This window comes from Wolbachia endosymbiont (group A) of Pherbina coryleti (genome assembly GCF_964026875.1).
Taxonomy (GTDB): Bacteria; Pseudomonadota; Alphaproteobacteria; order Rickettsiales; family Anaplasmataceae; genus Wolbachia; species Wolbachia pipientis.
Genome location: NZ_OZ034706.1, coordinates 832088 through 858518, shown reverse-complemented (window position 1 = coordinate 858518; position 26431 = coordinate 832088). Strand labels below are relative to the sequence as shown.

Genomic DNA, 26431 nt, shown 5'->3' with positions numbered 1-26431 from the left:
ATCGTTTCAGTCGAAAAATAGCGCTTCAATGGATTTTTCGATGTGTTTAGTGATAGGAGCGGTGATAGTGATTTCTTTATTGTTTGGCAGTTTTAAAGATAAAGAATGCGAATGAAGGTGAATTTTATTTGCTATCCCATCAATAAAAGCTTTTTTACCACCATATTTACCGTCACCAAGAATAGGGCAATTTATATGAGCTAAATGTGCACGTAACTGATGGGTTCTGCCGGTAATTGGTTGTAATTTTAAATAAGCAACATTGTGTTTGGATTTTGCTATAATTGAAAAATGCGTAGTGGCATTCTGAGGTGAATTTTCATCAACGACCACTTTTTCTTGACCTGAAACATATTTTTTCACCAATGGATAGTCTATTGTTCCACTATCCTTGCTCGGTATGCCAGAAGTTAATGCTAAATAAGTTTTTTTTACTCTTCGTCCTTTAAATTCTTCCATAAGGTATCTGGCAACATTAGCGTTGCGTGCGAATATTATCACTCCACTCGTATCTCTATCTAGCCTATGGACAATTTTAAATGTTTCTCCCTCTCTTATTTGGTCAAGCAAATCACTCATGCTAATCTTTACTTTTACGCCACCTTGAACGATGACCCCTGCGGGTTTGTTTATAGCTAGTATATATTCGTCTTCATATAATATGTTCTCTCTTAGTAGATTCACTAACTTTTCATTATATTTGCGATCAGAATTAGCGTTTTCAATATAATGCAAGTGCTTCAGCGTTATAGTTTGCCCAGAATTTACTCTATCACTGGACTTTGCTTTGCAATCATCAACTTTGATTAATCCTTTCCTTAAAGATTTTTCAATTACAGATTGCTTTAGATCAGGAAAGATTCTTCTGATGTACCTATCCAGCCTAACGTTATCGTCTTCTATTAATATGGTTTTTATACTTTGTAGCATTCCATTATTTATAATGAATATCTAGTGAAATGTCAATTATTGGTGTCATTCCAGTGTCAAGCACTGGAATGACACCGAAGGGGCTACTGCCGTCATAAAGGAACCAGTGTCAGCTACTCGGATGACAGGAGAAGGAGACTACTGAGATGACAGCTAGCCTGACAACCGTCATCCCGCTGCTTGTTAGCGGGATCTAGAGATACCGCGAATGAATCGCGGTATGACGGTTCGCGGCGGCATGACGTAGAGCTTGCGTTAGCTATACTTTTATACTCACCAACTCAGCTGGATCCAAGTAGTCAGAGCACTGGGATGACAAAAAAAGGAGGGCACTTGGATGACGGGAGAAGGAGCTATTTGGATGACATCGTTTACTATACAATGTTTGTACAGTTCTGGATAAAAAAATTAGCTAACAAATTTATAAACATCAGTATACAGCTCATCAACGCTTGGTTCTTTACTATTTTTGGCAAAATCTTCCGACTTTTTTACTAAATCACGTATTTCCTTATCAATTACTTTGCACTCTTCTTCTGAAGCCATTTTATTATCTGTCATGTATTTCTTTAAAGTGCTTATAGGGTCATGATTTTGCTTCATATCTTCAACTTCTTCTTTTAAGCGATAAGTAGCAGGGTCTGACATTGAGTGACCGCGATATCGATATGTCTTCATTTCAAGCAGGATAGGCCCTTTTCCGCTGCGTGTGTGTTCCGCTGCTTCGCTTGTAGCCGCATAAACAGAGAAAAAATCCATTCCATCAACTTGTTTTCCAGGAATACCAAAGTTTTCTCCTCTTTTGTACAGCTCAGTTACTAAAGTTGATCTTTGCACAGAAGTTCCCATTGCGTATTCGTTATTTTCTATGATGTAAACCACAGGCAACTTCCACAAAGCTGCCATATTAAATGATTCATATACTTGTCCTTGATTTGCAGCACCGTCACCAAAATACGTGAATACCACGGTATCTTTTTTCTTGTATTTATTAGCAAATGCTATTCCTGTGCCAATTGGAACTTGTGCTCCCACTATTCCATGTCCGCCGAAAAATTTTTTTTCAACGTCAAATACGTGCATCGAACCACCTTTACCTTTTGAACATCCCGTTTCTTTGCCGGTGAGTTCTGCCATTACAACATTTGGATCAGAATCACATGCGAGCATTAAACCATGGTCTCTATAACTTGTGATAAAAGCGTCACCTAATTTTGATGCAGCTTGAGTTCCAACTGCAACTGCTTCTTGTCCTATTGATAGGTGACAGAACCCGCCTATTAATCCCATCCCATATAATTGTCCTGCTTTTTCCTCAAATCTGCGTATGAGTAGCATTTTCCTGTAGAATCCAATTATCTGTTCTTTAGTGAAATTTTCTGCTTTCATATCGATTTCTTTTTCATTAAACTAACACAATACCAGGAATTTTAAATTTTTGCTAATGAACTATTACCACTGGCTTGAGGCTTTTCACGTTATCTCTGTTATCATGTGGATGGCAGGTATGCTTTATTTACCCAGGCTTTATGTCTACCATGCAACTGTAAAACCGGGATCGGAAAATGATAGCTTGCTTCAAACAATGGAAAAGAGGCTACTTAGATATATCATAAACCCTGCAATGCTTTTCTCACTTGGTCTTGGAATTACACTAATGGTTATTAGGGAAGCATATCGTGAAGGATGGTTTCATGTAAAAGCATTTGCAATACTTTTGATGTTAATTATTCATATGCTACTTGCAAAATATAGGAAAAATTTTGCAATGGGTTCGAATAAGAAGTCACATATTTATTTTCGCGTTTTAAATGAAGCAGTTACAGTATTGATAATAGTTATAGTTATTATGGTTGTTGTAAAACCTTTTTGACTGACCTTACCCAAAAAAAGCAGAAAGCTCGTATCTGTTCAGATGCATGGCTAATGTACAATACTGAAATAAAAATTCCAGTGCTCCCTTTCTTGTCATCCCAGTGCTTGACACTGGGATCCAGCTTTCTTTACAAATTCACCAAAAGTGCTTCATTCTATAACGCAAAACCCATACTTACCAAACTCAATGCATTACTTGCAATTAAGTTTCCTGGATGCCAGTGTCAAGCTACTCGGATGACACCGTTCTTTTTCCTGGATCCCAGTGGGCTTTGTTGCATCGCTCTTCGGATAGTAGGTAACGCACAATAAATTTATGAAGCTATCTCAAATTTAGCCATACCAATATCAGTGAACTTATTGAGCAAATAGCATTTAGTTCCTTCTCTCTATTTGTCTCAGATTTATTCCTAAAACTAAACCCGAATGTTTGTTTCAGTCGCGAGAAAAAACTTTCTATATAAGATCTTTTTCCGTAGTTTGTTTGCCTTTTCCACCTCTTCATTCCATCTTCGCTGCATGATTTTATTAGTCTAATTGCAGCATTTCTCTCAGCCATATAGTCTAACTTTGGATGCTCTGCTGCGTTGTTTTTCGGAGGAATTTTCGTTTTTATACCATATTGATTACACAGCTTATAGAGCTTTTCTCTGTCATATGCCCTATCTGCATATAGTACTTTTATGACATACTGAAAATCGACTTCTTTTAGCAAATCACAAGCTCCATAGTGATCAGCCGTTACTGTATTTTACAGCTATGGCTTTTTTGCTGTTTGTATTCAACATTACATGCAATTTTCTTGTCTGTTCATAGCTGCGATACTTTCTATCTTCGCTATTTTCTTTGCTATGACCAGGAGTGTTGTTGTATAGCCTTTCTTATAATAGTCCGAATGCGATAAGATATGTGTTTATGGCTATAGCAGGCCAGTAGCATATTACGGTCTGTTCGGATTATTGTAAAAAGAGCTATATATACTAATTCCTGTACTGTCTATAGCAATTTCGATATCTTCCATATTATTTTCTGCAATCATTGATCTTAATATTGAGTTTCTTAAACCTTCTTGATGATTGTGAATAGCTGATAACTTGCAAATTTTTCCCAATTTGCTCAAGGTATCCTGCTATAAACCCAACTGTTTGCCTCAGGCCTATTCTAAATAAACAAGTTATTATGTGCACCAAAATTACAACTTTATCGCTATAAATATTGTTGCCACCTGGTATTTTTGGACCATTCTCGTACCACTTTTCTATGGCTTCGTTGATATAATGAAAAATATTTCCTCTTTTTTCTAGAAATTTGTTATATTCGCTATGGTTACTGACCCTCATTTTTTGTGGCATATTTTTTCTTTCAAGGTTAAATGGCTATTTTATAATGAATTTTGTCAGTAGCCACCAGATTTTTTCAGTTGCTATGCAACAAAGCCATCCCAGTGTTAGCTACTTGCATGACACCATTCTTTTTCCTGGATCCCAGTGGGCTTTGTTGCATCGCTAGCTATGATGGATAAAGATAAAAAAGGTAGAGAATATCAGTAGCTTATTATTCTGGTATTTATAACAAGAACGGTCAGTGAATACCTAAATTTGAGTAAAAGAAATTTCACTACCACTCACTAATCCGGCTAAAATTCAAGAATTTCAATGCTTTAGCTATTTTCAATAGAATTAAATTTATTAATATAAATAATAAATTACTATTCTTAAATTTGATCAGATTGATTGCAAAAAAACAAGATTTTCAATAGGTTGCTTATAATCCTAACTATAGTTAGCCTTTCATAAGTAGCGATGCAACAAAGCCATCCCAGTGTCAAGCACTGGGATGACAAGAAGAGGGCACTGCCCTCTTGGATGGAAGCCAGTGTTAGCTACTTTCATGACACCCTGACAACCGTCATCCCGCTACTTGTTAGCGGGATCTAGAGATACCGTGATGGTATGACGTAGGGGTTGCCGAGAACTTGTCATCCCAGTGCTTGACACTGGGATCCAGTTTTTCGTATAATTTTGTCAAAATCTATTGTGCTAGCAAGTTTACTAGCGTCACGCGCTGGTCTGTTAGACATTTACGTGTAGGGTGAAGAAATTTTGAAAAAGACATACCAAATATGAAAGGCCTATATATTAAAACTTACGGCTGTCAGATGAACGTTTATGACTCCGTTTTAATGGAAAATGTAATTAAACCTTTGGGGTTCAACGTTGTTAGTGATGCAGGGAAAGCCGATTTAGTGATACTGAATACTTGTCACATTAGAGAGAAGGCAGCAGAAAAACTTTACTCAGAGCTTGGGAAGATTCATTCGTTACGAAAAGAAATGACTATAGTGGTGGCTGGGTGTGTAGCGCAAGCAGAGGGAGAAGAAGTGTTCAGAAGGGCTCCTTTTGTTGATATTGTTGTTGGTCCGCAGAGTATCGCTACCTTACCGGAGCTGATAGTCAAAGCAAGCAGAAGTAAAGGTCATGTAATAAACACTGATTTTCCTGAAGTTGCAAAGTTTGATAAATTGCCAGATGAATGCTATGGCAATAGCCAGGGGTCTTCTGCGTTTCTTGCCATACAAGAGGGTTATGATAAATTTTGTACGTTTTGTGTAGTGCCCTATACTCGTGGAGCTGAGTATTCACGGCCAGTGAATGAAATATTTCGTGAAGCATTGAAATTAGTTGCAAATGGGGCAAATGAGATCAATTTGCTTGGTCAGAACGTCAATGCTTACCATGGGGAGTGCGAAGGGGAAGTGTGGGATTTAGGAAAATTAATTAGTCATATTGCTAAAATTGAAAAGCTAGAGAGGATTCGTTATACAACTTCTCATCCAAGAGATATGCATGAATCTCTCTACTTGGCACATGCGGAAGAGCCAAAGCTCATGCCGTTTGTTCACCTGCCTGTGCAGTCTGGTTCGAATAAAATATTGCACGCGATGAACAGGAAACACACTGCAGAGGAGTATTTGGAAATAATAGACAGATTTCGCAAATTGAAACCTGAAATCGAATTTTCTTCTGATTTTATTGTTGGTTTTCCTGGAGAAACCGAAAAAGATTTTGAAGAAACTATGAAATTAGTAGAAAAAGTTAGATATGCTCAGGCTTATAGTTTTAAATACAGCCCAAGACCAGGCACACCGGGAGCGGAAAGAAAAGATCAAGTACCAGAAGAGGTTAAAACAGAGCGCCTTCTTCGTTTACAGAAATTAATTAGTAAGCAACAACTTGAGTTTAACCAGAGTATGGTAGGTAAAACTATACCTGTTCTATTTAGCGATAAAAAAGGTAAACACCAAAACCAAATTATTGGTAAAAGCCCATATATGCAATCAGTGTGCATTGATGATTCTGAAGATAAATACAGGGACAAAATAGTAAATGTGAAAGTGTTGGAGGCTCGGCAGAGTAGTTTGCTGGGGTGTGCATTTCACTGATTTTAAGCAGCGTTAAATATAAATCTTAAGCAAAGAGTATTGAAAAAATGCAATCATAATCTTTTTCAAAAGTTACAAAGTTTAATTGCTACCTCTGCTGAACGGGTACCTTAAACCTACAAATTTGAGCTTACCTATATCAATTTTTTGTACAAGATGAGTTAGTAACAACTTTATGTATAAAATTGAAGAAGAATAAAAATACAATAACGAGCATTAAATTAAATATTCCCACCTTTAAAAAACCCTCTTTATATATTTCTAAAGATTCTAAATAATTTATTTTACCATTTACTGAAGGAACTGACATAAATTTTGATATTGCAACTCCGGCTAGGTTAGAAAACGCTAATGACAGCATTACTATACCCATCACTACTCCTCTAAGGTTTTTGGGGGCTAGTGTAGTTGCTTGTTCTTGGACTAATGGAGCAATACATAATTCTCCCAGTCCCATAAAGGAGATAGCAATTATTAAATATAAGTATTCTACTTTACCTTCAATGTTAGAGTTTAAACATCCTATGTACAGTGTGAAAAAACACATAGCCATTGTCAGAAGGCCAAGGGTAAACATGGAAGTTGCATATTTTTGCTTAAACTTCATGTATGTTCCAAAAAGAAAGCCAAATATTATAATTGACAAAGGATTTATGGCTTGAGAAACTGAAGCTGGGATTGTTATACCTAATACATTGTTAATAACGTTTCTTTCGGTGAATAAGTTAACCAAAGAGCCAAGCTGCATTTCTAAAGCAAAAAAACACAAGAAAAATACCACAAGAATAGATAATGCCACTAATTTTCGTCTTTGTTCTGCTGATAATTTAGATATTATATAAATAAATATGCCCAGAGCTGTTATTCCAATAAATATGAGCATATTAGTAAAAAATTCACTATGTATAAGCATTTTAGCAATTATTGATGATGACAGAAAGCTTCCTATCAATACTATACCAAAAATTTTAATCCCTAATATGCGCTTATTCATAAGCTCTGGATAAGGAGAAAGGCCGCTATCTCCTAAAAGATTCTGAAATTTGAGAAAAAAGATTAGCCCTATAGACATCCCAATACCAGCTAAACCAAAGCCGTAGTGCCAGCCAAACAAGTGGGCTACATAACCACATGAAATAGAAGCCAATATTGCTCCAATATTCACACCTACGTAAAATAAAGTAAAGCCTCTGCTACGTTCAGGATCGTCTTTGCCATAGCATGAACTAAGTAAGTTAGTTACGTTCCCTTTAAACATACCAGTACCTATGGCTATTAGAGATAAACCTAAATATAATAAACCTGGTTCAAACTTAACCAATGACATGCAAGCATGACCTGCTATCATCACTATCCCTCCAAGCAACACCATGTTGCGGAATCCCATCAACTTATCAGCTAAAAAACCTCCAAGTATTGGTATAGCATAACCTGTTGCAGCAAATAATGAGTAAATAGTAAAGGCCCTCTCATCAGTGAAACCTAAGTGAGAAGTCAAAAATAGGACCAAAAGTGCCCTCATTCCATAGTAAGAGAAACGTTCCCACATTTCAACAAAGCACAACATTTTTAAAAATTGTGGAAACTTATCTGTCTTCTGATCCATAAAATACCCCTAAAGCTTGGGTTAATGTTAAGTAAAACAATAAAAACTGCAAGTAAAACTTAAAAAAAGGTATTGGAAGCTCGGCAGAATAGTTTGTTGGGGTGTGAGCTACGGAAATATTTTTGAATTTGTAATTTTTCAGAAAGCCCTATATTCTTTAGTTTTACATAGCGAACATGAAGTCAAAGCATTATCCTGATACAGTAAGTAGTCCTGATTTTTTATCGTTAGAAAAGGAAATCATAAAATTTTGGCAGGAAAACAAAGTTTTTGAGCGGTCAGTTGAAGAACGTTCCAAGGATAATTGTTTTGTCTTTTACGATGGGCCTCCGTTTGCAAATGGACTTCCGCATTATGGACATTTACTCACTGGTTTCATCAAAGACGCATTTGCAAGATATCAAACTATGCTTCAAAAAAGGGTTGAACGTAGATTTGGCTGGGATTGCCATGGATTGCCGGCTGAGATGGGTGCAGAAAAAGAACTTGGAATATCTGGTAGAACTGAGATAGAGAAGTTTGGTATAGATAAATTTAACGATCATTGCCGTACTTCTGTGATGAAATTTTCATCAGAGTGGGAGAAGTATGTAAATAGGCAAGCAAGGTGGGTAGACTTTCACAATGACTATAAGACTATGGATAAATCATTCATGGAGTCGGTCATGTGGGCATTCAAGCAGCTTTATGATAAGGGTCTGGTGTATGAATCAGTGCGCGTTGTACCATATAGCTGGGCATGCGAAACTCCATTATCTAATTTCGAAACAAGGCTTGATAACGCGTATAGAGAAAAAGTTAGCAAAGCTGTAACTGTTGCATTTGAGCTTTTAGAAAACCCACAGCAATTTAAAAGTGTTAAACGAAAGTGTAAATTACTTGCTTGGACTACAACTCCTTGGACGTTGCCGAGCAACTTGGCTTTAGCAATAGGAAAAGATATTAAGTATTGTGCAGTGTCAGTCCACCCTTTGATGTCATTCCAGCGCGTGACGCTGGAATCTATTTCTGGATCCCAGTGTCTGGGCACTGGGATGACAGGGAGTAGTGAAGGAAGTTCAATGAATGGTGAAATATACATTTTTGCTGAAAGCTACTTAGAGAAATTTATCAGCCACTCTGAACAAAACAATATTCCATATGAAAACTGCAATATAAAACTTAAAGCGAATGATCTTGCAGGTCTTTCTTACAAACCACTGTTTGACTATTTTAAAGACACAAAAAATGCATTTCGCGTTTTTATTGCTGATTATGTGACGGAAGAAGATGGTACTGGCGTTGTGCATACTGCTCCTGGATTTGGTGAGGAAGATTTTTACCTTTGCCAAAGCCATGATATTCCAGTTATTTGTCCAATTGATAACAGTGGAAAATTTACTGCTGAAATTTCAGATTTGGCAGGGGTTCATGTTTTTGATACCAATGATACAGTAATAAAAAAATTAAAAGAGCAAGGGAATTGGTTTAAAACTGAACAATATATTCACAATTATCCACACTGCTGGAGAACTGACACTCCTTTGATCTATCGCACTATGCCTTCTTGGTATGTTGCTGTTACAAAATTCAAAAGCAGAATGGTAGAGCTAAATAAGAGAGTTAATTGGATACCAAACCACATTAGAGATGGTCAATTTGGAAAATGGCTTGAAGGGGCACACGACTGGTCAATTTCACGCAATCGATTCTGGGGTACACCAATCCCTGTATGGAAATCAGACGATGCGAGATATCCAAGAGTAGATGTATATGGTTCAATAGAAGAACTGGAGAGAGATTTTAATGTTAAAATAGACGACTTGCACAGACCATTTATCGATACTTTAACAAGACCAAATCCTGATGATCCAACAGGAAAATCAGTTATGCGCCGTGTACCTGACGTGTTTGACTGCTGGTTTGAATCTGGCTCGATGCCATTTGCGCAAATCCACTATCCGTTTGAAAATAAGGAGTGGTTTGAATCTGCGGATTTTATCACTGAATACATAGCGCAAACCAGGGGGTGGTTTTATACGCTCTTTGTATTGTCCACTGCTTTGTTTGATAGGGAACCATTTAAGAACTGCATATGCCACGGTGTTGTTTTGGATGTAAAAGGGCAAAAATTGTCCAAACGTTTGAATAACTATGCAGATCCAATGGAGGTTTTTGATAGATACGGTTCTGATGCACTGCGTTTTCTTATGCTTTCTGGATCTATTGTTTGTGGTGGTAATTTGCTACTCGATAAAGAAGGAAACTCAATACGAGATGTTCTAAAAAATGTAATAAAACCTATTTGGAATAGTTATCACTTTTTTACTATGTATGCAAATGCAGATGGAATTAAAGCTGAAGTGTGTAAGGACTATAGAAGCACTATTGATCGTTACATGATTTCCAAGTGTTTTGAAGCTGTAGAAGGTATCCAAGCTTCTATGAACAACTATAACTCCCAAGAGGCTTGCAAAATTTTAATGAACTTTTTTGAAGTGCTAAATAATTGGTATATTCGTCGCAGTCGCGAGCGTTTTTGGAAAGGTGATTTGGATCAGGATAAAACTGATGCTTATAATGTTCTATATACGGTTTTTTATTACATACTAAGAGCTGCAGCTCCTTTGTTGCCACTTATAACAGAGAATATATGGCAAGGGCTTAAGTATGAAGAAACATCTGTTCATTTGGCTAATTTTCCACAATTAGAGAAGTTTGATAGTCAGCTCATTGCCAAAATGGATCTAGTGAGAGAGATATGTAACTCTGCACTCTCTATTAGAAACACTTTTAACATACGTATCAGACAGCCACTTGGCAGTATGAGGATTTATCATCAGTCTTCCTGTGGTTTTCTTGAAGGTGAATATCAAGAGATGATAAAAGATGAGGTAAATGTAAAAGAATTAGAAATAGTGGATAAGTTGAAAGAAGTTGCATCACTAGAGTTAAAACTCAACTTCCCTGTGCTTGGAAAGAGAGTTCCAGGCAAGATCAAGAAATTAGTTCAATACGTCAAAGAGGGAAAATGGAGGCAAGTTGGAAATGAACAGATATTTCTGGGAGACGAAACAGAGAACTATACTATAAAAAAAGGCGAATATGAACTATTATTAAAAGCAAACAGTGAATTCTCCTCTGTATTTGATAACAACAAAGGGGTTGTTATCCTAAACACTACTTTAAATGATGAATTGATTCTAGAAGGGCTAGCGAGAGATGTCGTGAGGCTCATTCAGGAAACTAGGAAACAAGCTGATTTTCATATATCAGATAGAATCAGAGTAATAATCAAAACAGAAGATGAGAAAATTAAGGAAGCAATAAATACGTGGTTTGAATATATAAAAGAGCAGACCCTTGCCTTATCTTTGGACATTAATACAGAAATTGGAACTAACTTCTATTCTAAGGAATATCAGGATTTAAGTGTTAGTATTGAGCGTTAAATTTTTAATAAAGTTGCAAGATTGTCAGTATTTATGCTATACTTAAGGTAATTGGATAAGGTTATAATATGAATAAAGCTGTTGCAGATGATTATGAAGAAGTTGTTAACAATAGTGGTGGTTTAGGTAAAGCAGAATCTGTTGTTACTTTGGAGGAGGAAGAAGAGTTTTTTGATGCTATGGAAGCTGTTTCTAATGTAGAAGAAGGGAATAATTTAGGTCTTGCTACTTCAGAAGAGGAAGAAGAATTTTTTGATGCTGTGGAAGAACAAGAGCCGTTAGCTAATTTTAACGTTCCACTCAGTATATTTCATTATAAAGATTATAACTCTGATTTTTTTACTTCCTGGTATAATATATCAAGCGAAATATTTAAGGAAATAAATAGAACTTGCCCAGAAAAGAAAATATTAAATTTAGCTCTGTCAGTTTTAATGCTTCCTTATATTGCTTTTACTGCACTGGGATTAGTCGTATGCAGTAGATTTCAAGCAAACAGCAAGACACAAGACAGTGTAGGGGAAGATAAGACAAAAAAGAGTGAAACTGGCGTGCCAAAAAGATTGGCATATGGTGTTCTTGCTGCAATAGCAATTTTTGTTAATATGGCTGTACTTGTAGCCTTAGTTGTTCCTGCAACAATTGCTTTGGCTACTTTTTATCTTTTAAATAGAGATTTATCTCACTCTTTAGTTACTGCTCTTAAAATAAGTATGGGGCGGTATTCTAATAAGCATCAAAATATTGAGGTGTCTTTTCATGAAAAGGAAGTTACTGGACCAAATATTGCGTGGGATATGGAAATAGAATTTCCACCGCAATTTAAACGATTGCTTAGAGATTTGTATGAAAATGAAAATAACAAGTGGTTTGATGTGACGCGGGATTCAGAGCATAGCATCGTACTGAAATTGTCAACTAACATCAATTTAAAAAATGGTCTTAAGCCCTTACGCAATGAAATCAAGGATGTGCTTGCAACTTCTATTCAGGAATTTGCGAAGACTATGGAAGAACTGATAAAGCTAGAAAAGAAAGAGATTACATATGATAAATTGAAGGAATTATTGAACGAATTCAAGTCGAAAGTGGTAGATAGTATAGGTCCTAATTTGACAAGTCACTTAATACAAAGTGCTTATCAAGTTGCCTTTATACAAGCAATTAAGTTTCAGCGAGATAGACGGGGAGAAGATTTTTCGCTGGAAGATGAGATAAAAAATTCTTTAGTGAGACAGGAATTAGAGAGCCAAGGTAAGGAATTACCAAGTAGAAAAGAGATTATAATAGAAGATTTGAAAAACGCAGGAATGGAAGTAGAAGACTCAAAAGATGATGAATTTTCTGTACATGAGGCGGAATGGAAAAAGCTTATAAAGGAAGGCGAAATAGTTAAAAGGACAGTAATTGATATTTATAAAAATAAGCATCTCCAAGCAACAGAGAAAGCCTTAGGTAATGCGAAAGAAGAAATTGAACGTTTAAGAGGAATAGGTCAAACAAGGTGTAACAATATATATAAGAAATTAAAAGAAATACATGAAAACAGTAGCTTAACAAATGACACCTTAAAAAGGGGGTTAGAAGACCTTTTTAAATTCGAATATGATGATCAAGAGATTGAGCGCAGGCTGATAAAATCAGTAATGAAAAAAGTTCAAGGTAAGTTAAGTCAATCAGATATACCGGATAAGGAGAAGCAAAGCCTAAGGAAGCAGCTTGAAGATTTAGAAAAAAAAGTAAAGGTTCCATCGGATAAGGAAGCTTCAGCTAAAATAAATGACTTTATAGAAAAGATGTATTTAGAAATAAAAAAATATAAAGTGCAAAGGTTACTTCGAGAACAAAAAAAGGGTGTTTTACGTTTATGCAAGAAATTAAGAAAATATGGTGAATCAGGTCTAGCAGAAATAATTGAAGCTTTTCGCGTGCAAGATGAAGGACATTTAGAAAAATCTACATTAGAACAAACACTCAAAGATCAAAATAAGCGTTTACAAGCTGAACAAAATAACAGGGAAAAAGGGCATCCGGGTACAAGATCAATAGAAGTGCTCTTAAAAAGGAATGAAGAAATTCTGAAAGCATTAAAACAGTTAGAATTAGGCAAAAAAGAATTATTGATAAATGAAGAAACAAAAAATGATTATAAAGAAGAACTAACGTCTCGTGAAAAAATAAAATTTGCAGTAATAGAAGATGATTTACTGAAGGTATTCAAGCTTGAAACTTTTGATGAAAAAGAAATCAAGAAGTTATTAGAAAGAGCAGAACTGGAGTACTGTTTAGCAGAAAAACGCATCAAATATCCTGTAATTAAAACAAAAGATAATATCAAACATTTTAGTCAAAATTTATTGTCTCCTTTGATAGACAATTTGACAAAAAATATAATAAATAATATACCAGGAAATAGTGAAGGTTGTATACAGAAAGTTAAGAACTGGAGTAAAGTTATGTTTGGTGCAATAAAGATTGGAGCATCAAATGCTTATAAAGAGACTACAGAGAGAAAAGCGTTAAATGTGGCACATAATACTTATAAAGAAGGAGAGACATTTCTTCAATGTTTTCAGTCAAATTATGAAGGTATTGGAGCCTTTTTAGGTAATTTATTTTCTGATGATGGGGTAACATTTAAAAATGATGTGTGGCCTAAAATAGAAGAGCATTTGCATGGAATGTGGGATAGATTTTTCAAGGATATTGAATTCTATATTGGAAATAAATTGGATGAAGTAAGTGTGACACAGCAACGGCAGGAAACTATGATTGTGACTCAACGATAAGTTCTCAAAGTTCCTCCGGTATTTTCACATACTAAATTAACTATAGCACTTGATTCTTTTTGGATCTCTTTTTCAGTTAAAGTGTGGATTGGAGAGCAAAAAGTAACTGACAACGCTATAGACATCTTATTCGGTTCTATATTATTTCCATGGTATACATCGAATATCAAAACTTCTGTGATGAGCTCTGAGCTTTTTTTTATCACATTGATTATGTTACCTACTTCCACATCCTTATTTACTATAAATGCAAAATCACGTTTTACACTTTGGTATTTATAATCGATAAATTTCTTTCTACTTACAGGTAAATTTTCAATATTTTCTAGTATTACCTCAAAACCTACAACTTTTTGCTTGATATCAAAAAGATCTAATATATTAGGATGCAACTTTCCAAAATAACCTGCTACTTTATTCTTAAAAGAGAGAGTGCCTGACTTTCCTGGGTGGTAATGTTCTTTTTCTGCTTTCTCTATCGTTAAATTATCACAATTAACGTTAAAAAACTCCAAAGCTGCTATGCAATCAGCCTTTGCGTCAAAAACATCTACTTTCCTATCAGTATTATAATGGTTTCGCGGTAAATTATTTCCTGACCTAATTCCACTTAAAACATACTTAGACTGAGCTTCACCATCGTAAATCGGCCCGATTTCGAAGATTGCAAGATCAGATATTCCATGGGCAATATTATCAGCAGTAACTTGCAATAAATTTGGCATAATACTTGGTCTCATTATATTAAAGCTATTGTTAAACGGATTATCGATGATAAATAACTTATTCGAGTAACCAAATTTTTCAGCTGTTGATTCACTCATAAACGACCAGGTTAGCACTTCATGAAACCCTCTGTTTGTCATCAAAATACGCAAATTGTCGTATGTACTATCTACTTCTTCAACATTATTTGGTAGTGGTTCTTCTTTTATTTTGTCATAGCCGTATATCCTTGTTACTTCTTCGATTAGGTCAGCCGGTATTGTCACGTCCGGTCTCCAGCTTGGTACTTGTACATTCCAATTGCCTTCGGTTTTTTTATCAATACTAAACCCTAGTTTCGTTAAGATATCAAGCACCTCATCAGGCGATACAGACACACTTCCAAACTTGTTCACATCCTGATAATCAAAGCTCACCTTGGTGTCAGCACTATCTAAACTGCCAGCAGACACTACGCTTGAGGTTTCTCCACCACATAAGTCCAGAATCATTTTAGCTGCAAGGTTGAGTCCATCAAAAGTAAATCCAGGATCAACTGAACGTGCAAATCTGTAACTAGCGTCTGTGGAGATGCCGAGCTGCCTTGAAGATTTAGTAATAGAGATGGGATCGAACCAAGCAGACTCTAAAAAGATATCAGTAGTTTCAAGAGTACATTCACTGCACTTACCACCTATAATTCCAGCAATTCCATGAATATTTTTATCACCTGCAATAACGCTTATGTCTTTGTTTAATAAGTATTCTTTACCGTTCAAACCAGCAAATTTTTCTCCGTCGTTTGCTTTGCGTACTGTGAGCTCTCCTTCTATTTTTTTTGCATCATACGCGTGCATTGGGCGGCTGAAAGATATCATAATATAGTTCGTGATATCAACTATTGCAGAAATGGAGCGCATTCCTATCGATTCCAGCCTATCTTTTAACCATTTTGGGCTTTCTTGATTTTTTACATTGGCGATGTATATTCCACTAATAAAACTTTCCCCGTCAGTAACTTCAACATCGATTGGTGAATTTATGGAGCTGGTAAGTTGTGGAATGCTTAAAGTCTTTAATGTCCCAATTCCAGTTGCAGCAAGGTCGCGAGCTATTCCATAAATGCCTAAGCAATCTCCACGGTTTGGAGTAACATTTATATCAATTACAGGGTCACAATTGAAAAATTTATCCCCTACTTTATAATCATCGGAAAGCTCGATTATTCCTTCACTTTCCTCTTGAACCAGCGCAAGTTCAGAAGCAGAGCAGAGCATCCCTTCACTTAGCATTCCTCGTATTTTTGTGGACTTAATTGTGAGATCACTTTCTGGCAACGTGCTACCAAGAGATGCAAGTACAGTTTTCATACCTTCTCTAACATTGTTTGCTCCACAGACTATTTGTAGAATTTTACTTCCATCATTTACTTTACATAATTTTAATTTATCAGCATTTGGATGAGGTACGACTTCTAATACCTCTGCAACAATAAACCCAGTCAATCTGGAATTATCGATCACATCTTCTACTTCTAACCCTATGTGAGTTAATTTATCGGTAATTTCTTCTAAACTAGCATTGGTTTCTAAGTATTCTAATAACCAAGATAATGTGAATTTCATGGACCTAAAAAGAAGTGAAAAAGTTATTGTAATGTAAAATGTAGTGATTTTAAAGCTTATTGTAGTGGAATGAAAAGTGACTTCTGTATCACAAGCAATGATGCAGAAGTTTTTGTAACTTTATATCTTCTTGTAAAGAGAATTTATCTTCTTTATATCACCTTTTAAATCTATCTCCGTAAAGGATTTAAGATTCATATTGTGGGTATCTGCATGGAAGCTATGAATGTAGCCATCTATAGTTAAGTCTCCTATCATATTATGGCTTTCATCTAGTATTTCGCTTCCTATTTGATAATGGCCAGTATATTCGTTAAAGGAACCATCTGTCAATTTGATGTATCCGTTACCAAATTCCTGCTCTAAATTTAAAGGATGATTAGCGTTAATAAAATCTATTTCGTTCATTATATACCTCACTAAAAATTAAATTATAATTAAAATAAGATGTTAAGTTAAATAATTTAATAAGATTAGTAAATTTTAAAATACAGAGCTGACTGTAATTAACACTCTAATTACATATTTTGTTAATGTATCAATGTTATAATAACACAGAGCCTTATCTTAACCCTTGACTTTGTCCTATAAAATTCATACTTTATTTACTGTTATAGTTCAAGTACATAGGGTCAAAATGGCGTTAAATCCGCTAGAGCAATTTAAAGTATATACAATAATAGAGTTACCTAGGTTATTTGGGTATGACGTAAGCTTTACCAATTCATCTTTTTTCACGATGATTTCGGTGATATTGATGATACTCTTTTTGCTTTTTGGAATAAAGAAGGGGGCAGTAATACCAGGATATTTGCAAGCTGCAGTTGAGTATGTATATGATTTTGTTATTTCAATAATAGAAAATAACACTGGAAGCAAAGGCTTGCAGCACATTCCATTGATATTTACAGTGTTTATTTTCATTTTATCGTGTAATTTAGTTGGTGTTCTTCCTTATAGTTTCACGGTCACAAGTCATGTGATAGTCACCTTCGCTTTATCGATGGTGGTTTTTATTTATATAACGATTGTTGGATTTAAAGAAAGGGGAGTAGAATTTTTACGCATATTGCTACCAAAAGGAACTCCTTCGTGGCTTGCACCTATAATAATTATTATTAAGTTGTTTGCTTATTTAGTAAGGCCGGTTAGCCTATCAATAAGGCTTGCAGCAAATATGATTGCTGGTCATACAATCATCAAAGTGATAGCAGGGTTTATTGTAAATATGAACATATTTTTCACTCCTGCGCCGTTTTTGTTCATAATTGCATTGATAGGATTTGAAGTATTTGTTGCAATTTTACAAGCTTATATATTTACTATATTAACATGTGTATATTTGTCAGATGCAGTAAAGTAATTGACTTCCTTGTAGAATATTTTACAATTATATTATAAAGAAATAATTAAAGGTAATATATGGATTTAGTAGCTTTAAAATTTATAGCAATTGGTTTAGCTGTGTTTGGAATGCTCGGTGCTGGTTTAGGTATAGCTAATATCTTCTCTGCTATGTTAAATGGGATTGCGAGAAACCCTGAATCAGAAGGTAAAATGAAAAGTTATGTTTATATTGGTGCTGCCATGGTTGAAATCATGGGATTGCTTGCGTTTGTACTTGCAATGTTATTAATATTTGCTGCTTAACAGATGCCACAGCTTGATGTTTCAACCTTCTTTTCTCAAGTTTTTTGGTTTTTAATTTTTTTCTCTTCACTTTTTTTCGTAGTAAGTTGTTTATTTTTGCCAAAGTTAGATGAAATAATAAGCACTAGAAGTAAAGAAGTATTGGATTCTTTTAATAGTTCTGTTCATCTTTTAAGACTCACGGAAGATCAGGTTGCCAAGTATAATGCCGCTTTAAACCAAGCTAGAATACAGGCAAAAAAAATCATAGATGATGCACTTGCTCAGGTAGAAGAAATGAGAGCTAATGTTAAGAATATATTAGAAGAGGAAGATAAAAAAAAGAGCAAGCTTATTGAAAAAAAAGTGGCAGAATTTAAATCTGAATATACTGATCAGTTAAAACAAATGGCTACTAGTATTGCTTTAATTTATTATACTAAATTGACTAATTCTGAAATTGAAGAGGAATTTATTGCTGACTTGGTGTCCAAAGAATTTTAGGGGTTTTTATGTCTACATCACTGATTATCGGTCTTGCCTTCTTGGTAAGTTTTGTCCTTTCGTATAAATTGCTAAAGAAAGTGATAAAAAATGCGCTTAACAATAAGCGTAACAAAAGCAAATTTTCAAGTGAAGAAACTGAAAAATTCAGGAAAGATATGTTGGAGTATTACAAAAAATCTTCTAAAAAATACAAAGAATTAGATGCAGAAGTTAATAAAATGATGAATGAAGCACTTGATAAAGCTAATAGTATCATTAAGCACAATAGACAGCAGCTAGATCAGACATTAGATGACAATGCCCATTCTAACTTGAAGAAAGTCACTGACCAAGTTGAAAAAGCTCTTGGAGATTTACAGGCTAACACAGCGAATATAGCTGCTGATGCTGTAAAAAAAATAATGCATGAACGTAAAGATGATAAGCGTAGTAGCGAGGTCATATCTTCATTTTCACGTGACTTAAATAAAAAATTGCATTAGGTTCAATGCAACAATTGCCTATACTTCAAGCTGATAATGTAGAAAAAATTAAGTTTGATTCTAGTTTGTGCAAAGAGCCAGAGAAACTTTTTTACTATAAATTTAATATAATTCCTTGGCAAAAATTAAATAATACTACTTTTTTTATGGTTGAAGACACAAGCCGAGATATCAACCGTTGGGTCGAAGCTCATTACGGTATTGACTATGTATTAATAAAAGTGGATAGCGAACAGATTTTAAATCTTCTTAACTCGCACTTTGGTATTTCAGAATTTGCAAGCAACTACTTATATTACAAGAATCCTAATTTTTCAGCCAAAAGCATTAAACTAAGCTCAATATTTTTTGCTTCTTTCTTTATTGTAACTTCAATTTTAACACTAACAGAGAAATATACATATTTTGCTTTGATGTTGATATTTATAATCGGATGTTCTAGCTATTTATTCAAGTTTATAGCTACAATTTTTAACTTATGTGAAACCTCCAACCAAAAAGTGGATTATAGTAAGCTGAGTGAAGAAGATTTTCCTATATATACTATTTTATTGCCTGCTTTTAAAGAAAGTGCAGTGATAGAGCAATTGGTTGAAAGCATTGAAAGTTTGGATTATCCAAAATCAAAATTAGATGTGAAGCTTCAGGTAGAAAGTGATGACCAAGAAACGCTAGCAGCTATAGAAAAGTACACTTTACCGCAGTATTTTGAAGTAATAAAAGTGCCTTATTCTTTGCCTAGAACAAAAGCCAAGTCATGCAATTATGCTATGAGCTTTGCTAGAGGAAAGTATGCAGTAATATATGATGCGGACGATAAACCAGACCCATTGCAGTTAAAAAAAGCACTGATTGAATTTAATAAGGGCGACGATAAGCTTGCCTGTGTACAAGCAAAATTAAATTACTATAATTGTGATTATAATTTTCTTACACAATCCTTTTCTCTGGAGTATATGAACTGGTTTCAATACTTATTGCCTGGATTCCAAAAAATGAACATGCCAATGCCTTTGGGTGGTAGCAGTAATCATTTTTCAGTAAAAATTCTAAAAAAAGTGTTTTTCTGGGATGCTTACAGTGTTACCGAAGATGCTGACCTCGGTTTGAGACTTGCGCAAATGGGATATAAAACCAGGATGATTGACTCAGAAACATTGGAAGAGTCACCAATTGTTGTATTTGCTTGGATTAAGCAAAGAGCGCGCTGGATCAAAGGCTATATGCAAACTTATATTGTTCATTTAAAAAATATAAAGTCACTTTATAAACACACTGGATTTAAGGGAATTTTGCTATTGAATCTTTTTGTTGGTTCTGCAGCTTTTATATTTTTTACTACTCCATTTTTACTGCTTTCATTGATATTAACTAAAGTTTTAAATGAATTATTTTTGTACTACTTTGTAGTGGTATACGTTACTAACCTGATTCTTTTGGTAATAGCTGTCAAACAGCAAAAGATGCCTTTTTATTTTTATATAGTATCGATATTTTTTCCGGTCTATAGTCTGCTACATAGTGTTGCAGCTTTTCTTGCCTTATGGGAATTTATTCTTTACCCTGAGCGATGGAACAAAACTCAGCATGGTTTATGGAAGCAAAACCTGTAGCTATTTGGCTTTTTCTCTGCTCGGTCATGGTAATTCTCATGGTAGGGATTGGTGGATTTACCAGACTTTCAAAAGCAGGATTGTCAATCACGGAGTGGAAACCAATTACTGGAACATTACCACCACTGAGTGAACAAGACTGGCTACAAGAAAAATTAAAATACGAAGCTACACCTGAATATAAAGCACTTAACTATGGTATGAGTATGGAGGAGTTTCGCGCTATATACTTAATAGAATATGTACACAGATTGGTTGCAAGACTAACAGGTTTAGTTTTTGTCCTGCCATTTATATATTTTACATTAAGAAGAAAAATATCTAAAAAGGTAGTAATAAAGCTATGTGTGGCATTATTATTTGGAGCTTTACAAGCTTTTGCTGGTTGGTATATGGTTAAAAGTGGTTTAGTAACTGAACCTCATGTTAGCCACTATAGGCTTGCACTTCACTTATTATTAGCATTAATTATCTTTGCATTATTGTCATATCAATTTTTTGATTACCAAATATGGATCCCAGTGTTACGTACACAACTATACGAACATTGCAGTATAAGAGTAATTTTCACCAAGAAAGATGTCATCCCAGTGCCCAGACACTGGGATCCAGAAAACTTAACTTTAAATAAGTGGCTGCATAGTAAAAGCTGGATTCCAGTGTCAGCTACTTTCATGACACCATTTGCTGTGCAATTTATTTTCAAAAGTAAGCGTTCGTACAGTTATGTGTCAGCTACTCGGATGACAGGATTTCAATCTACTAACAGTAGTATATATTACACAATACTTATTCTGATTCTAATTGTAATACAAATAATTTTCGGCGCATTTGTTGCGGGATTAAATGCTGGTTTGATTTACAATACCTTTCCACTAATGGACGGACAAGTCGTTCCAGAAGATTTATTTTTCTTACAGCCTATATGGCTGAATATCTTTGAGAACAGAGCGACAGTGCAATTTATACATCGAGCACTGGCATTGCTAATACTAACTTTGGTAGTAATACTCACAGTAAAAAATGCTAGCGTAAAACCGGTATATATTATGCTGCTCTCCATCATCATTCAGATAATTTTAGGAGTGGTTACTCTTTTGTTACACATACCAATAGCCATTGCCATAGCTCATCAAGTGTTTTCATTTATCTTGTTTGGGTCAAGTTTGTACTTCTTGTGTTATTTAAGAAAGCAGACTACATCACCGATCTGCACATTTTTTCCTTCTTGAACGGGAATATTTTTTATCACCATTGCTGCTTCAGCACATATGATATTTTCCATTTTCATTGCCTCCACCACAAATAAAGGTTGTCCTATTTCCACCTGATCTCCTACATTTACGTGTAATTTAACTAATAAACCAGATATTGGGGATTTTACAGCATCTGCTGAAATCCCTTCTGTTTCATTATTTAGCATTAACTTACTTAATTCAGCTACATGAGGTTTAAATATACAACACTCAGCTTTCATACCTGCATGTCTTATGAAGTATTTACTGCCTTGTTTTTCTACTTTAAATGTTATATCAGCATCATCATTAATTGTAATATATAGTAACTCATGACTTGATTTCCACTTACCACTTACAGAATATACGTTATGGTTGTATATTGTTATTAACGTATTATCTTGGTACTTTACGTTTACAGAGTACTCATTGTCATTTATTACAACTACAAGCGTTTCATTCACTGCCTTATGATAATACCTTTCTTCATTTTCTAAATGAACATATAACGTAGTGAAAATAAATATTTTAATATACTCTTCTGTAATAAAATCGCCGTGAAACCCACTAGGGTAATGATCTGGAATGAATCTCGTATGGAGCTTTGCTGCGATAAAATTTGGGTGATGGAAGATGGATTCTAGAAATTCTATATTATTTGTTACTCCTTCTATATAGCATTCAGACAATGCTTTTTGCATTCTGCTAATCGCTTCTACTCTATCTTTTCCATATGTTATAACTTTTGCAATCATTGAGTCATAGAACGTGCTAATTTCTGAACCTGCAGCAACTCCATCATCTATTCTTACATAATCATTTTCACCCGGTTTATCGTAATATTTTATTCTTCCGCTGGAAGGGAAAAATTTCTTCGATGGGTCTTCAGCGCAAATTCTACTTTCTATTGCAGAACCAGTAAGTTTAATATCATCCTGATTGAATCTCAATTTCTCTCCACAGGAAGTTCTAATCATTTCTTCTACTATGTCTATTCCAGTTATAAATTCTGTTACTGGATGCTCAACTTGCAATCTCGTATTTACCTCAAGAAAATAGAAGTTTTGGTCTTTATCTACAACAAACTCAACAGTGCCTGCTGAAAAATAGCCAACTTGCTTTGCCAGAGAAACACATTGAACATACATTTTTTGTCTTACTTCTTCACTAATGAATGGACTTGGCGTTTCTTCTATTATTTTCTGATTATTCCTTTGTATCGAGCATTCTCTTTCTCCAAGACAAACTATATTGCCATATTTATCTGCTATGATTTGTATTTCAATATGTCTTGGTAGTTCTATATATTTCTCTATAAAGATACTGCCATCCTTAAAACTTTTCTCTGCTTCATTTGTTGCTGATGTGAACGCTAGTTCAATTTCTTTTTTGGAATTTACAATTCGCATTCCTTTGCCACCACCGCCTGATGCAGCTTTGAGCATAACGGGAAAACCGATCTCTTCAGCAACTTGAGCTGCATGGGCAGCATCGCTGATCTTACCCATATATCCTGGCACTACATTTACTCCAGCTTTTTTTGCCGCTTCTTTTGCTGTTATTTTGTTGGCTGTAACTTCTATTGTTTCTGCACTGGGGCCGATGAAGTCTATATTATGTTTTTGAAGAGCACGTGGAAAATCTGGATTTTCTGCTAAAAAACCATAGCCAGGATGAACCGCCTCAGCACCTGTTTCAACTGCTACTTCACATATTTTTTCAATGTTTAAATAACTGAGGCAAGATGGCGAAGGGCCGATATATCTTGACTCATCTGCTTGTCTTACATGCACAGAATTTACATCTGCATCCGAGTATATGCACACACAAGATATACCCATCTTATGGGCAGTTCTGATAATCCTGCAGGCAATCTCTCCTCTGTTTGCTATTAAAATCTTACTGTACTTCTTTTCTATCATCGTATGAGTATACTTTCTGAAGTTAAGAAAGTAAATTTCTATATCATTGCCTGCAAGTAATTTCTAGCTTCATCAAACACCCAAACTTTCTCCTGCAAGTTGTACATTAGCATTTTCCACTAAAGTGCTTTCGTTATGCAAGGCATGTATCTCGCTACATGCTTTAACTGACAGGTATGTGACTCCGCCAGAAGCTATTGCAACCATCGAGCTTAGTACAAAAGATTGAGAAACTAAAAATAAAAAGTATAAAGACAAACATAAAGCAGCGATACATGCTATCGCTCCTATTATATATAAGCACAGGTGAAACTTCTGGTTACATATAAAGCTGTCTTTTATGCCTGCGATTTGCTTAATTTCTTTCTGTTGTGCAGCATTTAAGTAATAAAGAGGAGTTTCCCTCTTCTTATTAAAAGCATAGCCTTTACTGCAGAGCGCATCTTTAATATATTTTTTATTACATTTGAGTTCCTCTTTCAATCTGCTTACTTCTTTCCGATCTCCAGCTTCTTCTGCTTTCGTAATTTTGTTATTAGCTTCCTTCTCTAAGTCATTCACAATCTCTTGTACTGCAGGCAGCAAAATTCCACTTCTTGCTGCTTCATGAAATGGATTATCTCCATATTCATTATGCGCAGTTACAGAAGCAATGTTCTTCTTACAAATGTCTACAAATTTACCTTTGTTTTGTATTCTTGCAGCTAAATGCAGGAGATTATCTGCCTGTACTCTTTGTTTTGTTTTATCAAAAGGGCCGGTGTAACGCCAATTGATATTAGCTTCATTATCTGAAAGCAATTTTGCTATATCTACAAGTCCATCCATAACTCACCTCGCTATATTCAACCAATACTAAATTATACAACACAATTTATGAAAAACAAGTAAATTTTATCTCCCAGAACAAATAAATTCTAAATTGTTACAAACATAAATTTTAGCTATCATCATTTACATTACTGTAACAGACAAATATGCCAGGTATAGTCACGAGATTTGCTCCATCACCAACAGGATTTTTGCACATTGGAGGAGCTCGTACTGCGTTATTTAATTGGCTCTATGCAAAGCATCATGGTGGCAGGTTTTTGCTAAGAATTGAGGACACCGACAGAAAACGTTCAACACAAGAAGCAATTGATGCAATTATAGAAGGGCTAAGATGGCTCGGTGTGAGCTGTGATGGGGAAATAGTATATCAGTCAAAAAGAATAGAGCGGCATAAAGAAGTAGCAAACCTTTTAGTTGAGAAGGGTAGGGCGTATCACTGTTATTGCCCTGAAGATGAAGTTGCAGAAAAGAAAATAAAAGCAAGAGAAGAGGGCAAGATATACAAGCATAAATGTACTACAAAACCTCCTTCTTGTCATCCAAGTAGCCGACACTGGGATCCAGAAGAAAATATGTGGTCACGCGCTGGAATGACATCCGGTGTGAGGTCAGTTATCCGTTTCAAAGTGCCAGACTCACAAGAGATCGTCATTGATGATAAAATATACGGCCAAATCAAAGTAAATAGCAACCAGCTTGATGATATAGTGATCTTACGCTCTGACAACACTCCAACATATATTTTTGCTGTCGTAATTGACGATCATGATGCTGGAATAACTGATATAATACGCGGTTCTGACCATCTCACTAATACCTTTAAACATCTGCTAATATACCAGGCTCTTGATTTTGACATTCCACGCTTTGCACATGTGCCGCTTATCCATGGGGAAGATGGGAATAAGCTATCCAAAAGGCATGGTGCCACAAGCGTTTGCGATTATGAAAAGATGGGAATATTGCCAAAAGCGATGCGTAATTACTTGCTGAGACTTGGCTGGAGTCACGGCAACGATGAGATTATTAGCGATGAGCAAGCAATAGAGTGGTTTAATTTAGAAAGTATTGGTCGTTCACCTGCACGGCTCGATTTCAAAAAACTGGAGCATTTGAATAACCACTATATTAGTAATATGAGCAATGAAGATATTCTGACTCTAATGCTTAGAGAAAATACTCTAACTGACAAAAAAAAGGGCTATTTACTGCAGGGACTGACAGAGCTAAAAAAAAGAGCAAACTACCTGACCGAATTATTGGATTTAGCAAAATTTTATATTCAAGATCCGCCACTTGATTTAAGTGAAGAGGCTGAGCAAATTGTCAAATCTAACCTCGATATAATCAAGTTACTCGCGTCATTTCTGTCAAAGATCGGTGATGAAAATTGGAATAAGGGTTTTTTATCTTCTCAGATCAAGGAATGTGCAAAATTGCACGATATGAAAATAAGCGATGTATACCACTCATTACGCGCCCCTATAACTGGAGTAATGGATGCACCTGGAATCATTGATATCATGGTGATTCTTGGTAAAGATGAGTGTATAAGAAGGTTACAAGCAATTTAAATGAAATAAGAAAATTTCTTGACAAGCTTTGCCAGCCCCTTTATCATGACAGTGAAGCTATTGTATTTGCTTTCGCCAATCTGCAGATTAAAAGGTAAGGATTACTTAATGTATCGGCGTCTTATGTTCAATTTTTTGCAGTATATAGATACTGTATGTCTTTACAAAACTTCATCTACATCTAGATTTTTATCTAAATAAGCTGAACGCGCTTATAAAGCGTTACAAGACA

At 35.2% G+C, this 26431-nt stretch carries 20 protein-coding genes; 11 read left to right on the top strand and 9 right to left on the bottom strand.

The annotated features are described in order from the left end of the window. Window positions 1–6 precede the first annotated feature (6 nt). Both AAGD87_RS04245 and pdhA read right to left on the bottom strand, forming a co-directional pair. A complete protein-coding gene (locus tag AAGD87_RS04245; protein WP_155968382.1) occupies window positions 7–930 on the bottom strand; it encodes an RluA family pseudouridine synthase in 924 nt (307 codons plus the stop codon). Between the two features lie 408 nt (window positions 931–1338). Continuing rightward, complete coding sequence (gene pdhA, locus AAGD87_RS04240) at window positions 1339–2319, bottom strand: pyruvate dehydrogenase (acetyl-transferring) E1 component subunit alpha (RefSeq protein WP_338481516.1); 981 nt, start codon at window positions 2317–2319, stop codon at window positions 1339–1341. 55 nt (window positions 2320–2374) lie between these two features. On the opposite strand from pdhA, the gene hemJ reads away from it, so the two are divergent. Next, window positions 2375–2803 carry a protoporphyrinogen oxidase HemJ gene (gene hemJ, locus AAGD87_RS04235; RefSeq protein ID WP_010082641.1) on the top strand — a complete coding sequence of 143 codons (429 nt, stop codon included), beginning with the start codon at window positions 2375–2377 and terminating at the stop codon, window positions 2801–2803. A 324-nt stretch (window positions 2804–3127) separates the two neighbouring features. Here the strand turns inward: hemJ and AAGD87_RS04230 are convergent, their stop codons facing one another. Next, a complete protein-coding gene (locus AAGD87_RS04230; protein ID WP_338481864.1) occupies window positions 3128–3520 on the bottom strand; it encodes a transposase in 393 nt (130 codons plus the stop codon). A 307-nt stretch (window positions 3521–3827) separates the two neighbouring features. Continuing rightward, window positions 3828–4157 carry a transposase gene (locus tag AAGD87_RS04225; RefSeq protein ID WP_007548762.1) on the bottom strand — a complete coding sequence of 110 codons (330 nt, stop codon included), beginning with the start codon at window positions 4155–4157 and terminating at the stop codon, window positions 3828–3830. A gap of 770 nt (window positions 4158–4927) precedes the next feature. On the opposite strand from AAGD87_RS04225, the gene miaB reads away from it, so the two are divergent. Continuing rightward, entirely contained in the window at window positions 4928–6247 is a 1320-nt protein-coding gene (gene miaB / locus AAGD87_RS04220) for a tRNA (N6-isopentenyl adenosine(37)-C2)-methylthiotransferase MiaB (protein ID WP_341817413.1), read from the top strand. A 139-nt stretch (window positions 6248–6386) separates the two neighbouring features. On the opposite strand, the gene AAGD87_RS04215 is transcribed toward miaB, so the two are convergent. Continuing rightward, on the bottom strand, window positions 6387–7853 hold the full coding sequence (locus AAGD87_RS04215; protein WP_007548626.1) for a peptide MFS transporter: 1467 nt from the start codon (window positions 7851–7853) through the stop codon (window positions 6387–6389). A 176-nt stretch (window positions 7854–8029) separates the two neighbouring features. Here AAGD87_RS04215 and AAGD87_RS04210 point away from each other — a divergent pair, with 176 nt between their 5' ends. Together AAGD87_RS04210 and AAGD87_RS04205 are read left to right on the top strand one after the other, a co-directional pair. Next, window positions 8030–11284 carry an isoleucine--tRNA ligase gene (locus AAGD87_RS04210; protein WP_264339380.1) on the top strand — a complete coding sequence of 1085 codons (3255 nt, stop codon included), beginning with the start codon at window positions 8030–8032 and terminating at the stop codon, window positions 11282–11284. Window positions 11285–11352: 68 nt separating this feature from the next. Beyond that, window positions 11353–14073 carry a hypothetical protein gene (locus AAGD87_RS04205; protein ID WP_341817412.1) on the top strand — a complete coding sequence of 907 codons (2721 nt, stop codon included), beginning with the start codon at window positions 11353–11355 and terminating at the stop codon, window positions 14071–14073. On the opposite strand, the gene pheT is transcribed toward AAGD87_RS04205, so the two are convergent. Both pheT and AAGD87_RS04195 read right to left on the bottom strand, forming a co-directional pair. Next, entirely contained in the window at window positions 14064–16403 is a 2340-nt protein-coding gene (gene pheT, locus AAGD87_RS04200; protein WP_341817411.1) for a phenylalanine--tRNA ligase subunit beta, read from the bottom strand. The genes AAGD87_RS04205 and pheT overlap by 10 nt on opposite strands. A 120-nt stretch (window positions 16404–16523) precedes the next feature. Continuing rightward, window positions 16524–16811, bottom strand: coding sequence for a hypothetical protein (locus tag AAGD87_RS04195; RefSeq protein WP_077188073.1), 288 nt, complete (start codon window positions 16809–16811; stop codon window positions 16524–16526). Between the two features lie 229 nt (window positions 16812–17040). Here AAGD87_RS04195 and AAGD87_RS04190 point away from each other — a divergent pair, with 229 nt between their 5' ends. From AAGD87_RS04190 to AAGD87_RS04165, 6 genes are read left to right on the top strand one after another with little or no spacing between them, the layout of a single operon-like run. Beyond that, complete coding sequence (locus tag AAGD87_RS04190; protein WP_264339383.1) at window positions 17041–17766, top strand: F0F1 ATP synthase subunit A; 726 nt, start codon at window positions 17041–17043, stop codon at window positions 17764–17766. Between the two features lie 59 nt (window positions 17767–17825). Then, window positions 17826–18053: a F0F1 ATP synthase subunit C gene (locus AAGD87_RS04185; RefSeq protein ID WP_006014985.1), complete on the top strand. Its 228-nt coding sequence runs from the start codon at window positions 17826–17828 to the stop codon at window positions 18051–18053. A gap of 3 nt (window positions 18054–18056) precedes the next feature. Next, window positions 18057–18536 carry a hypothetical protein gene (locus tag AAGD87_RS04180; protein ID WP_065094794.1) on the top strand — a complete coding sequence of 160 codons (480 nt, stop codon included), beginning with the start codon at window positions 18057–18059 and terminating at the stop codon, window positions 18534–18536. An 8-nt stretch (window positions 18537–18544) separates the two neighbouring features. Further along, window positions 18545–19021, top strand: a complete 477-nt coding sequence (locus AAGD87_RS04175) for a hypothetical protein (RefSeq protein WP_065094793.1) — start codon at window positions 18545–18547, stop codon at window positions 19019–19021. Between the two features lie 14 nt (window positions 19022–19035). Beyond that, window positions 19036–20634 carry a glycosyltransferase family 2 protein gene (locus AAGD87_RS04170; RefSeq protein ID WP_338482112.1) on the top strand — a complete coding sequence of 533 codons (1599 nt, stop codon included), beginning with the start codon at window positions 19036–19038 and terminating at the stop codon, window positions 20632–20634. Next, window positions 20592–21866 carry a COX15/CtaA family protein gene (locus tag AAGD87_RS04165; RefSeq protein WP_265023896.1) on the top strand — a complete coding sequence of 425 codons (1275 nt, stop codon included), beginning with the start codon at window positions 20592–20594 and terminating at the stop codon, window positions 21864–21866. The genes AAGD87_RS04170 and AAGD87_RS04165 overlap by 43 nt, the downstream gene beginning before the upstream one ends. Here the strand turns inward: AAGD87_RS04165 and AAGD87_RS04160 are convergent. Together AAGD87_RS04160 and AAGD87_RS04155 are read right to left on the bottom strand one after the other, a co-directional pair. Further along, window positions 21815–23791 carry an acetyl-CoA carboxylase biotin carboxylase subunit gene (locus tag AAGD87_RS04160; RefSeq protein WP_264339386.1) on the bottom strand — a complete coding sequence of 659 codons (1977 nt, stop codon included), beginning with the start codon at window positions 23789–23791 and terminating at the stop codon, window positions 21815–21817. The genes AAGD87_RS04165 and AAGD87_RS04160 overlap by 52 nt on opposite strands. A 72-nt stretch (window positions 23792–23863) precedes the next feature. Beyond that, window positions 23864–24619 carry an ankyrin repeat domain-containing protein gene (locus AAGD87_RS04155; RefSeq protein ID WP_341817410.1) on the bottom strand — a complete coding sequence of 252 codons (756 nt, stop codon included), beginning with the start codon at window positions 24617–24619 and terminating at the stop codon, window positions 23864–23866. 149 nt (window positions 24620–24768) lie between these two features. Between AAGD87_RS04155 and gltX the strand changes: the two genes are divergently transcribed. Further along, entirely contained in the window at window positions 24769–26199 is a 1431-nt protein-coding gene (gene gltX, locus AAGD87_RS04150) for a glutamate--tRNA ligase (RefSeq protein WP_264339388.1), read from the top strand. Window positions 26200–26431 lie beyond the last annotated feature (232 nt).